Origin of the sequence: Wenyingzhuangia heitensis, assembly GCF_011762155.1 — a bacterium.
Lineage (GTDB): Bacteria > Bacteroidota > Bacteroidia > Flavobacteriales > Flavobacteriaceae > Wenyingzhuangia > Wenyingzhuangia heitensis.
This window is the reverse complement of the sequence record NZ_JAASQL010000004.1, coordinates 1-12,787: the sequence shown is the minus strand read 5'-3', so window position 1 is coordinate 12,787 and position 12,787 is coordinate 1. Positions and strand designations below refer to the sequence as shown.

General features: G+C 32.4%; 6 protein-coding genes. 3 read left to right on the top strand and 3 right to left on the bottom strand.

Annotated elements, in window-relative coordinates; genetic code table 11:
• Positions 1 to 65: 65 nt before the first annotated feature.
• Positions 66 to 1,766, top strand: a complete 1,701-nt coding sequence (gldJ, locus tag FHR24_RS12200; protein WP_167189165.1) for a gliding motility lipoprotein GldJ — start codon at positions 66 to 68, stop codon at positions 1,764 to 1,766.
• A 64-nt stretch (positions 1,767 to 1,830) separates the two neighbouring features.
• Here gldJ and dnaE read toward each other — a convergent pair whose 3' ends face one another.
• On the bottom strand, positions 1,831 to 6,330 hold the full coding sequence (gene dnaE, locus FHR24_RS12195; RefSeq protein ID WP_167189162.1) for a DNA polymerase III subunit alpha: 4,500 nt from the start codon (positions 6,328 to 6,330) through the stop codon (positions 1,831 to 1,833).
• 130 nt (positions 6,331 to 6,460) lie between these two features.
• Here dnaE and FHR24_RS12190 point away from each other — a divergent pair, with 130 nt between their 5' ends.
• Positions 6,461 to 8,002, top strand: a complete 1,542-nt coding sequence (locus FHR24_RS12190) for a glycerol-3-phosphate dehydrogenase/oxidase (protein WP_167189159.1) — start codon at positions 6,461 to 6,463, stop codon at positions 8,000 to 8,002.
• Positions 8,003 to 8,057: 55 nt separating this feature from the next.
• Here the strand turns inward: FHR24_RS12190 and bioB are convergent, their stop codons facing one another.
• Positions 8,058 to 9,167: a biotin synthase BioB gene (bioB, locus tag FHR24_RS12185; RefSeq protein ID WP_167189156.1), complete on the bottom strand. Its 1,110-nt coding sequence runs from the start codon at positions 9,165 to 9,167 to the stop codon at positions 8,058 to 8,060.
• Positions 9,168 to 9,180: 13 nt separating this feature from the next.
• Positions 9,181 to 11,004: a TonB-dependent receptor plug domain-containing protein gene (locus FHR24_RS12180; RefSeq protein WP_167189153.1), complete on the bottom strand. Its 1,824-nt coding sequence runs from the start codon at positions 11,002 to 11,004 to the stop codon at positions 9,181 to 9,183.
• Between the two features lie 67 nt (positions 11,005 to 11,071).
• Here FHR24_RS12180 and FHR24_RS12175 point away from each other — a divergent pair, with 67 nt between their 5' ends.
• The gene (locus FHR24_RS12175; protein WP_167189150.1) at positions 11,072 to 12,577 is read left to right on the top strand and encodes an aminotransferase-like domain-containing protein; all 1,506 of its coding nucleotides are present in this window, start codon (positions 11,072 to 11,074) and stop codon (positions 12,575 to 12,577) included.
• Positions 12,578 to 12,787: the final 210 nt, after the last annotated feature.

Genomic DNA, 12,787 nt, shown 5'->3' with positions numbered 1-12,787 from the left:
TTGTATAATTAAGGATTATATGATATCTTGCGTACCAATTAACAATTATAGTGATTTCAATCTTTATGAAAAAATTCATAAAAACAATCTTGATATCTAGCTTATTACTACTTTGCTTAACAAGTTGTTTTAACCAGCAAAACCTTAGTACTAATAGACGTTCCGAAAACGTAGGAATGGATTTTAGTTTACCCGAAAACGGTGGTCTTTCTAGACTATCTCCTAATGGAGGACAAGAAATAACCAATAATATGGTTCTTATAGAAGGTGGTGTTTTTGTGATGGGACAAACTCAGCAAGATGTAATGGGAGGTATTACAAACCCACCAAAATCTGTACACGTACAAAGTTTTTATATTGATGATACAGAAGTAACCAACAGAGAATATCTTATTTATTTAGATTGGCTAAAAAAAGTATTCCCTCCAGAAAATCCAAAATACAAACATATTTATGCAGCTGCAGTTCCTAATGAAGGGGTTTGGGAAAAACCTTTAGGTCATGATGCTGGCTTATCTAAAAATTATTTACGTCACAGAGCTTATGAAAACTATCCTGTTGTGGGAGTAAGTTGGAGGCAAGCAAATGATTACTGTAAATGGAGAACCGATAGAATTACTGAAAAACAATTAATGGAAGAAGGGGTTTTAAAACCTTTATATACAAACAAACAAATTACTGTTGAAGGAAGAAACCATTTTGATGCAGAAGTGTTTGAAGCTGATCCTAAATTGTTATTTAACGGAGATTATTCTATTTATACAGAATATGTAACCAATCCTGAAGAAGAAGAAAATGATACTACAGCAATTGCTGCTGTTGTAGATAAAAAAGATATTATCTTAAATATAGACAGACACTCTCCATCTCCTTCTTACAGATTACCTACAGAAGTTGAATGGGAATATGCTGCTAAAGCTGATATTGAAAATAGATATTTTAACTCTATTAGAGGTAGAAAAAAATATGCTTGGAATGGTGAAAGTACAAGAGATTTACAAAGTAAATACTATGTACAACATGCCAACTTTAAGCAAGGTAAAGGAGATTATAGTGGTATTGCAGGGTGGAGTTCTGATTATGGAGATATTACAACTCCAGTAAGAAGTTACCCTCCTAATGCTTTTGGATTGTACGATATGTCAGGAAACGTTGCAGAATGGGTTTTTGATGTTTACAGACCAGAAATAGACACTAACTTAAACGACTTTAACTACGCTAGAGGAAACGTATTTAGAAAACCTAAATTAAATGAAAACGGAAATATTGTAATTGCTGATTATAATACCATTACTTATGACACATTACCTAATGGTAAAATTGTACCTACAGTACTTCCTGGACAAATAATTAAAGAACAAATATCTAGTAGTGATGCCTATTTAAGTCCTAGCTTTCAAAAAGCTGACAATAGAGATTTTGCAGACGGAGATACTGCTTCTTCTAGAACATATTTAGAAGAGGATCCTGAAAGAGTAAAAAAAGTATACAATGCCCCTATTATTCCTGCTCCAGTTCTTAATGAAGAAACAGGAAAATTAGAGTATGTATATGATGACAAAACGAGAACCTCTTTAATTACAAATCATTCTAGAGTATACAAAGGAGGATCTTGGAAAGATAGAGAATTCTGGTTAGATCCATCACAAAGAAGATTTATGGAAGAATACATGTCTACAGATTATATTGGTTTTAGATGTGTTGTAAGCAAGGTGGGGGAAGGTCATGAACCTGGAAAAAGAACTCCTTTTAATATTTCTTATTAAGAGAACTACATTACACAAAACAAAAAAGAGGTAAATAATTAAAATTATTTACCTCTTTTTTATTTTAATTCAACTTATACTCAAACCCTTCCTTATCCAAATACTCAAATAGTTCTGACGATATTTTTAGTTTATAAGTTCTTGATGGCATTTCTATATCAATTCTATCTTTGTCCGATATTAAATTAAATCCTATTGTTTGTTTAGCTCCTTCACCTGTATAACCAGATAGTAACATTTCTAACTGTTCTATTCTTTCTTCTGTTATTTCATGTAATTTCATTTTAAACGTAATCTTCTTACATTTTTTATCCATCACATCTGACAGTAAAGAAAAATCAGAAAACTTTTCTCTTGGAGTCCCTTCCGTACCATCTTTTTGCATCCATCCACGCTGAATTGTACCACTTATGTATAAAAAAGAATTAGGCACTAACATGTGTTGGTAACGTAAATAATCTTCTCCAAATAATCTAAACTCATGAGAATCCATATAATCTTCAATAATAAAAGATCCCCAACCATTTCCATTTTTGGCAATTCTATGTTCTGCACTTGTTAAAATTCCAGCAAATGAAAAACCATTTCCTACATATTTTTTTAAATCCTCTTTAAACATACTTACACTACAATTGGTAAAGCGCATTTCGTTTTTATAATCGTCTAACGGATGAGCAGAAATATAAATTCCCACCACTTCTTTTTCTTTTGATAAAGTTTCCATAGTCCCCCAAGTTTCGCAAGGAGGAACTAAAGGTTCTGGTAATTGAACATCAGAAGCCTCACCAAATAAGGATACTTGAGAAGAGTTGATACTTTCTTGATAGGCATGACCAAACTTCATTGCCTTTTCTAAAAAAGTCATTCCCTTTTCATCGGTAGCAAAAAACTGAGCTCTGTGTACATCTCCAAAAGAATCAAAACCACCTGCCAAAGCCAAACCTTCAAATGCTTTTTTATTACAAGTTCTTAAATCTACACGTTTGGCTACATCAAAAATAGAAGCAAAAGGTCCGTTTTCTTTTCGTTCATTTATAATTCCCTCTACAGCTATTCCTCCAACTCCTTTAATGGCTGCCATTCCAAAACGAACGGCTCCTTCATCATTTACAGAAAATTTTGCATAAGATTCGTTTACATCAGGCCCTAAAACAGTCAATCCCATTCGCTTACACTCTTCCATAAAAAAGGTAACCTGCTTAATATCATTCATGTTGTTAGACAACACAGCTGCCATATATTCTGCAGGATAATGTGCTTTTAAATAAGCTGTTTGGTATGCAATCCAAGCATAACAGGTTGAATGAGATTTGTTAAATGCATACGATGCAAATGCCTCCCAGTCTTTCCAAATTTTTTCTAAGGCTTTTTCATCATGTCCTTTAGCAGCTGCTTGACTAACAAACAAAGGTTTCATTTTTGCCAGTACTGCAATCTGCTTCTTACCCATTGCTTTACGCAAGGTATCGGCCTGACCTTTGGTGAATCCGGCTAAATCTTGAGACAGTAACATCACCTGCTCTTGGTATACGGTAATACCATAGGTTTCTGCCAATCGGTTTTTGTATTCTTCAGCAGGTAAATCATACAAAATTTCTTCAATTCCGTGTTTTCTATTAATAAAACTTGGAATATATTCTAAAGGTCCTGGTCTGTACAAGGCATTCATCGCAATTAAATCCGCAAAAACTGTCGGCTTTAATTCACGCATGTATTTTTGCATTCCAGGTGATTCATATTGAAAAATCCCAACCGTTTCTCCTCTTTGGAACAACTCATATGTTTTTAAATCATCAATAGGAAAAGCCTCTGGATCTAAATCTACATCATGTCTTGCTTTTACAATTTGGCAAGTATGCTTAATTAAAGTAAGGGTCTTTAGCCCCAAAAAGTCCATTTTTAACAGTCCAGCATCTTCTACCACTGAGTTGTCAAACTGAGTAACATACATGTCTGAATCTTTGGCTACAGAAACGGGAACAAATTTTGTAATATCATCTGGAGTAATAATAACTCCACAGGCATGGATTCCTGTGTTACGAACGGAACCCTCTAATACTCTTGCTTTATTAATAGTTTCTGCTTCTAAACCATCCCCATCAGAAATGCGTTTTAGCTCATTTACCATTTCTATTTCTTCGGATCGTAGTTTAGATGCTAATTCCTTATCGTCTAATCCAAAAATTTTCTTCAGTTTCATCCCCGGAATTAGCTTGGCAATTCTATCGGCCTCAAACAAAGGTAAATCTAATACTCTGGCAGTATCTCTAATAGAAGATTTGGCTGCCATAGTTCCGTATGTAATAATTTGAGCTACTTGATTGGCTCCATACTTATCAATTACATAATCAATTACTCGACCACGTCCTTCATCATCAAAATCAATATCAATATCAGGCATAGATATACGTTCCGGATTCAAGAATCTCTCAAAAAGTAAATCGTACTGAATAGGATCAATATTGGTTATCCATAAACAATAAGCAGCTACAGAACCCGCTGCAGATCCACGACCAGGTCCTACAGAAACACCCATTTCACGGGCTGCTCGAATAAAGTCTTCTACAATTAAGAAGTAACCAGGGTATCCGGTTTTGGCAATTACATCTAATTCAAGATCTAAACGTTCTCTAATAGGCTCTGTAATTTCCCCATATCTTTTTTTAGCTCCTTCATACACCAAATGCGCTAAAAAGTTGTTTTCTCCTCTTTTTCCTTTATCCTCTAAATCCTTTACATCTTTAAACTGATCTGGAATATCAAAGGCAGGAAGTAATACATCACTTGCCAAAGTAAATGGAGTAATTTTATCTACCAATTCCTGAATATTACTAATTGCTTCTGGCACATCCACAAAAAGCTCCTTCATTTCATCGGGAGTTTTAAAGTAATATTGATCGTTAGGCAATCCATATCTATACCCCCTACCTCTACCTATTGGAGTGGCTTGTTTTTCTCCATCTTTTACACACAATAAAATATCATGTGCATTGGCATCTTCTTGATTGATATAAAAAGTATTATTGGTCGCAACAATCTTTATATCATATTTTTCAGAAAACTCTAGCAAGACTTTATTCACAACATTTTCATCTTCTTGACCATGTCGCATCATTTCAATGTACAAGTCATCTCCAAACTGCTCTTTCCACCAAACTAAAGCCTCTTCAGCTTGTTTTTCACCAACGTTTAAAATTTTACTAGGAACTTCTCCATATAAATTTCCCGTTAACGCTATAACATCTTCTTTGTATTGTTCTATAATGTTTCGATCAATTCTTGGCACATAATAAAACCCATCCACAAACGCTGTAGATGACATTTTTGCCAAATTTTGATATCCTTTTCTGTTTTTAGCTAACAAAACAACTTGATAACCGTTGTCTTTTTTAGTTTTATCTAAATGATTTTCACAAACAAAAAATTCACAACCAACAATAGGAACCAATTCTTTATCAGTAAATACTTCACCTTTTTCTTCTGCCTCTTCTCTTTTTGCTTTTATACCATTATTATAACCAGCAACGGCATTGGTAAAATGAAAAGATGCCATCATGTTTCCTGTATCTGTCATAGCTACAGCAGACATATTGTGTTTACCTGCATTGTTCACCAATGCTCCAATTTCTATAGTAGATTGTAAAATAGAATATTGTGTATGATTGTGTAAATGTGCAAAAGAAACATCTTCTAACTTGGCTAAACTTTCTTTTACATTAACTCCTTTACCCTTAGCTCCTGCTTGTTCTGATTGACGTTTTCTTATTTTTTCACTTTCTTTTTTTAAGTTTAAGTGTTTTAAACCTATAACGTCAAAAGGTTTAGGATTTATAGTTCTAAATTCTGTAAAATAATTAGGATCTACATCTAATTGCTCTTGAGTAAATGCTTGTTTTCTAATCAATTCAAAGAAACAGCGTGTAGTTGCCTCCACATCGGCAGTTGCATTGTGAGCTTCTCCAAAACCAACTCCAAACAAATAATTATGTAATTCTGTTAAAGTGGGTAGTTTAAATTTTCCTCCCCTACCTCCTGGTAACTGACACATACTAGCTGTAACTTCTGTACAGGTATCTAAAATGCCCAATGTATTTTTATCATCTTCAGACAAATCATCAATAGCCATTGAACGATTTTTGGGAGGCTTAGTTCCAAAATTATACGTCTCTAAATCAAAACTATCAAATTCAAAAGCTTTAAAATTTGGGGTGATTCCAGCTCTAATAAATTCAGCCCCCATAATGTTTACATCAAACGTAACATTTTGTCCTACTAAGAATTTAGTTTTTCCCAAAACGATATTAAATCGCTCTAAACTTTCTTGTAAAGAAATTCCTTGTTCTTGAGCCAATTCTGTAGAAATACCATGAATTTTTTCAGAGTCAAACGGAATATTAAATCCATTTGGTTGTACCATAAAATTATCATGTTCTACAACACGCCCCATATCATCATGCAACTGCCATGCTATTTGTATACATCTAGGCCAGTTGTCTGTGTCTGTCATAGGTGCTTTGTAACTTTTAGGTAAACCTGTAGTTTCTGTATCAAAAATTAAGTACATATATGTTGTTTTGGGAAGTTTTAAAAATACAAAATATATCACGTAAAATATTGATGATTTCACATGCAAACAAAATAGTTATCAACTGATAATTATAGTACCTTTAAAACAACCATCATAACTTATTACTATGAAAGAAAAACTTGAAAACACACATTGGGATATCTTAATTATTGGTGGTGGTGCCACAGGAATAGGAGCTGCTATTGATGCTGCTTCTAGAGGCTACAAAACTTTATTAGTAGAAAAAGAAGATTATGGAAAAGGAACTTCTAGCAAAAGCACCAAACTAATTCATGGTGGAGTTAGGTATTTACAACAAGGAAATTTTTCTTTGGTTTTAGAAGCTTTAAAAGAGCGTGCTATTCTAAAAAGAAATGCTCCACATATTGTTCACGATTTAAAATTTGTAGTACCTACCTACGATTGGTGGGAAAGTCCATTTTACGGAATTGGATTAAAATTATACGATTGGTTGGCCGGAAAAGAAGGTTTTGGTGATTCTGAATTTTTATCTAAAGAAGAAACAATTAACTACATTCCCACCGTTAGTCAAAAGGGATTGCGTGGTGGTGTTATTTATCACGATGGTCAGTTTGATGATACTCGATTGCTTATCAACATGATGCAGACCGCCAAAGAACAAGGAGCTACTGTTTTGAACTACACAGAGTTTATAGATTTTACCAAAAACTTAGCAGGGTTGATAGACGGAGCTATTATTAAAGACACAAACACATTAAAAACCTATGCTATTCAAGCAAAATCAGTTATCAATGCTACAGGTGTTTTTTCTGATACCATTAGACAACAAGATCACAAGACAACTCCTAAAATAATGACAAGTAGTCAAGGGGTACATATTGTGTTAGATAAAAGTTTTTTACCCAGTAACACTGCTATTATGATTCCTGAAACAGAAGATGGTAGAGTTTTGTTTGCCGTTCCTTGGCATGATAAAATTATTATCGGAACTACAGATACTCCTGTTAGCAAATACTCTTACGAACCTTTACCTAAAGATAAAGAAGTTGATTTTTTACTAACACATACAGCAAAGTATTTAACTAAAAACCCTACCAAAAAAGACGTAAAAAGTGTATTTGTAGGTTTACGTCCTTTGGTTAAAAATGGAAATGCAGAAGATACAGCAGAAATTTCTAGAGAACATGTAATTGAAGTTAGCAAAAGTGGATTGATTAGTATTGCTGGTGGAAAATGGACGACTTATAGAAAAATGGCTGAAGATGTTGTGGATAAAGCAACTATGGTTGCTGTAATTCCTTTTATTAAATCGGAAACTGAATTTTTAAATATTCACGGTCACAGCAAACAAAAACCTGAAATAAATCCTTTAGGTATTTATGGAACTGATGCCAAATTAATTAGAAAACTAGCAGAAGAAAAACCTGAATTGAAAGAAAAAATTCACCCTAATTATCCTTTTATCAAAGCACAAATTGTTTGGGCTATTTTAAAAGAAGATGCTAAAACTATAGAGGATATTTTAGCTAGAAGAATTCGTTTATTATTTTTAGATGCTAAAGCAAGCATAGAATCTGTAGAAGTTGTAGCAGCTATATTACAAGAACAATTAATTAAAAGTGAGGATTGGAAAAAACAACAAATTACTAGTTTTAAAAAATTAGCACAACAATATTTATTAAACTAAAAAAACTCGTAGAAAATTAATTCTACGAGTTTTTTCTTAATCTATTACTTAAATTTTATGCTTTCTCAGCAGCTCTAATCTCTTTTGCTTTTTGTTTTGCTTCTTCGTTTTTAGCAATTTTATGTTCTGGTCTTGTCCATTTAGGATTTTCTCCCAAAGATTGGTATTCAGAATCTACTGCATCTACAGATTTTGGTTGTACCTTTTTGGTAAATGGTTTCATGGCATTTAATCCTAATTTTGCAAATAACTTCATATCCTCATTAACATCAGGGTTTGGAGTTGTTAATAATTTATCTCCTGCAAAAATAGAATTGGCTCCTGCAAAGAAACAGAATGCTTGCCCTTCTTGACTCATTTGTGTTCTACCTGCAGACAATCTTACTTGTGTTTCTGGCAATACAATTCTAGTCGTTGCAACCATTCTAATCATATCCCAAATCTCAACAGGTTGCTGATCTTCTAAAGGTGTCCCTTCTACTGCTACCAGTGCATTAATAGGTGTAGATTCTGGCTGAGGATTTAAGGATGATAAGGCAACTAACATTCCTGCTCTATCTTCTGTAGATTCTCCCATTCCAATAATACCACCAGAACAAACGGTTACGTTTGTTTTTCTAACATTGTCAATCGTATCTAATCTATCTTGATATCCTCTTGTCGAAATTACTTCTTTGTAATATTCTTCTGATGAATCTAAATTATGATTATATGCATACAAACCAGCTTCTGCCAAACGTTGTGCTTGATTTTCGGTAACCATTCCTAACGTACAACAAACTTCCATGTCCAATTTATTAATGGTTCTTACCATTTCTAAAACTTCATCAAATTCAGGTCCATCTTTTACATTTCTCCAAGATGCCCCCATACAAACTCTAGAAGAGCCAGATGCTTTAGCTCTTAAAGCTTGTGCTTTTACTTGTTGAACGGGCATTAACTCATTTCCTTCAATATCTGTATGATATCTTGCTGCTTGTGGACAGTACCCACAATCTTCAGAACATCCCCCTGTTTTTATAGATAATAAGGTAGATACCTGAACTTCATTAGGTTCATGATGAACTCTATGAACAGTGGCAGCTTCATACAAAAGCTCCATTAATGGTTTGTTATATATTTCAAGAATTTCTTCTTTTGTCCAATTGTGTCTTACTTCACTCATAAATACATTTATTTTAAAAACTATAACGCAAACCAAATAACACATTACTTGGGGGCATGGGTACAAAACCAGACTCTATATAGTCTGCATTAAAAATATTATTTGCCGTAACCGTAAAACTAACTTTTTGGATATCTACAATAATAGAAGCATCCCAAACATTATAACTTGTCCCTACAGATCGTTCTGCATGTTTATAAATAATATTCTGACTTACATTCTTAAATAATCTACTTGAGAAACGAGTTATGAATTGATGTTTTAAAGTGTTTAAAGAATAACGGGACAACTCTTTATTTTCATGTAAAATATCATCATCTAAAAAAGTATAGCCCAAAGATAATATTTGATCAAACTCTTTTATTTTAAAACGGTAATCCGTATTTAGTTCTAAACCTTTTGTATTGACTTCTGTAATATTTGTTGCTGTATATATAGAAGTTGATGTATCAGGTCTTATATAATCAATTAAATTAGAAGCATCTCTATTAAAAATAGCCATAGAAGCTGTAAATACTCCTGAGTTATACTTTAGTCCTATTTCTTGTGCAAAAGCTTCTTCTGGTTCTAAATTAGAGTTTCCACTCGATGTTGGTGAGTTATAGAATAAATCGGTATACGTCGGTATTCTATAAGTAACTCCTACATTTCCATATATTTTTAAATTGTCTAACAATTCATACCCTATATCTATTCCAGGAAATGCAAAGAACTTAAAATCAGAAAAATAAGTAACTGCAACACCTGGTGTTATATCTAATTTATCATCTAATAGTTTAAAACGGTGTTCTAAAAATAAATTTACCATAGTTCTATTTCTATTTCCTAAATTATTACTACTAATAAATACTCTAGAAATATCAACCCCTAAACCTGTAACTCCAAGATCTGAAGTATAAGAAGCATTTGTTTCCAAACCTACTTTATGAGTTATATGTAAGTTTCTATAAACACTAGGATTATCTCTTATATACAGATACTCATCTTGTCCTCTTTTCCAATATAACCTAGGAGTTATTTTTAAATTCCCCGATTTAAAAGTAGTCGTTGCACCTATCAAACTACTTTGTGTTTCTTCATATTGTTCTGTAGCCGATTCAATTGAATAAAATCCATTGGCTCCATAATTTTTATCAAGAAAAGTCGCAATTACTTCAATTGGTTGATTCTTCTTGTTAAAAACTCCTTTTAACACATAATTTTTATTTTCATAATCTGTGTTGTATCTATAACCATCTGAAGTTAATGCACTAACATGCCCAATAAAAGATGTGTTTTCATATTCTTCTCCAAACGTAACAGAACTATTTACTTGTCCAAAAGAACCTGCCTCAATATTTACAGTAGCAACACTTTTTAATTTCTTTTTAGTTACAATATTTATAGCTCCAGTAAATGCATTTTGACCAAAAACCCTAGCTGCAGGTCCTTTTACAACTTCAATTCTTTCAATCATTTCAATTGGTATAGCAGCATTTAGGGTATGATGACCTGTTTGAGAATCATCCATTTTAATACCATCAATTAAAAGTAAAGTTTGGTCAAATCCTCCACCTCTGATATATAAATCTGCATTTCCTCCTCCTGTTCCACTTCTTCTAATATCAACACCTGCTACTTGTTGTAATAAATCGGCAACATTAGTAGCTGCACTATTTTTTATATCATCAGATGAAATTACATCTATAGTTCTAGAATGTTCTTTGAATGGTAAATCTATTCTTGTAGATGTAATAGTAACTTCTTTTAAAACATCTCTTTCAATAGAGGTTTCTTGCGCTTCTACTTGTGTAGCAGAAAATAATAATGTAATTATTAAAGTAATCTTAATTTTCATGTATAGGATTTTAAATACGGTGCAAAACTCGTAACTTTCCGGACGATACAAATAGTCCAGTACAAAGATGAAAGATAGTCCGGTTAATCTCCTTTTTAAGCAATTGATAGATTTTGATAAATCTTTAACTCAACCTGTATATATTCAAATCTCACAAAAAATAATTAACGTAATACAACGCAGGTATTTAACCAAAGGAGCCATACTTCCTGGAACACGTGTGCTTAGCCAAATATTAAAAATTCATAGAAATACAGCAGTAGCTGTTTATGAAGAGTTAGCTTCTCAAGGTTGGGTAGAAATAATCCCCAACAAAGGGACATTTGTTTTAGAACCAGAACTTAAGACAGCAAAGATAAGAGCAAACTCATTACAAGTAAATCAAGCTTACAAATATGCAGAAACCACAGGTTTTCCATTTCAAAAATCTTTTCATTTAGCATCTACAATACAACAAACAAAAGCAAATTATACTATAAACGATGGAAATCCTGATTTACGACTACATCCAGTACATCAATTTTCAAGATGGTATAGTGCAGCAATGAAACGAAAGACATTAATCCAAAAATGGAATAGATATAACGAATTTTCTTATTCTTTGTTTCAAACACAATTGTGTAATTATTTAAATGCAACTAGAGGTTTTCATATAACTCCTAAAAGTATCATTAGTACACGAAGTACAGAAATGAGCTTATATATTGTATCTCAGTTATTAATAAAACAAGATGATATTGTGTTGGTAGGAGATATGAGTAATTATGCTGCTAACATGATTTTTCAACAAGCTGGTGCAAAGATAAAAACAATTCCAGTAGATAAAAATGGTATAAATGTTACCTATATCAAAAAAAAATTCAAAAAGCAAAGCATTAGATGTGTATATGTATGTGCACATAGAGATTATCCAACAGGAGTGACTTTAAATGCAGAACGTCGTTTAGAATTATTACAACTTGCCAAAGAATACGAATTTGCTATAATTGAAGATGATTACGATTATGATTTTCAATTTGAAGGTTCTGCAATGTTACCCATGGCAAGTGCTGATATTAACGGTGTCGTAATTTATTTAGGAAAACTTGGACAGTCTTTATTTCCAAGTTTTCAAACAGGTTTTGTAATTGCTCCTCAAAACTTAATTTCAGAAGCTAATAACTATTTACAATTATTAGATAAACAAGGCGATTTAATACAAGAACAAATGTTGTCTGAGTTAATTAATGAGGGTGAAATATATCGTCTCATGAAAAAAAACATCTTTATATATAAGCAAAGAAGGGATTCATTGTGCAATTTGTTATCTAAACATTTTAAAGAAATAGCACAATGGAATATACCCTCAGGAGGTCTTGCAGTATGGTTAAATTTTCATCCTGAAATTTCATTAATAAAACTAGCTGAAAAAGCTGAAAAAATGGATTTGTTTTTACCAAAAACTATTTTGTACCAAAACAAAAGCACATGTGCTATTCGTTTAGGCTATGGTCATTTAAATGATGACGAGATAATACAAGTAATCAAAAAACTAAAAACTGCTTATAATCAAGTATCTAAAACTAATGCTTAATAGATTAATCACTTATAATAATAAAAAATTAACTTTTAGTCAACAATAACACCAGGTAACATTTTTATTTACAAGGCATATATTCTGAGTTATAATTAACTTTAAATATTAGATTAATATTCTATTAATAAATAATAGAGTAAATACCAGTCTTAATTAGAGTTATTTATAGAGATAGATGCCTAACGTATCGTATCCCATTAGCTCATT

Bases quoted from the DNA above. Each gene is read 5' to 3' on its own strand.
- gldJ (WP_167189165.1), top strand. From the start codon at position 66: ATGAAAAAATTCATAAAAACAATCTTGATATCTAGCTTATTACTACTT.
- dnaE (WP_167189162.1), bottom strand. From the start codon at position 6,330: ATGTACTTAATTTTTGATACAGAAACTACAGGTTTACCTAAAAGTTAC.
- FHR24_RS12190 (WP_167189159.1), top strand. From the start codon at position 6,461: ATGAAAGAAAAACTTGAAAACACACATTGGGATATCTTAATTATTGGT.
- bioB (WP_167189156.1), bottom strand. From the start codon at position 9,167: ATGAGTGAAGTAAGACACAATTGGACAAAAGAAGAAATTCTTGAAATA.
- FHR24_RS12180 (WP_167189153.1), bottom strand. From the start codon at position 11,004: ATGAAAATTAAGATTACTTTAATAATTACATTATTATTTTCTGCTACA.
- FHR24_RS12175 (WP_167189150.1), top strand. From the start codon at position 11,072: ATGAAAGATAGTCCGGTTAATCTCCTTTTTAAGCAATTGATAGATTTT.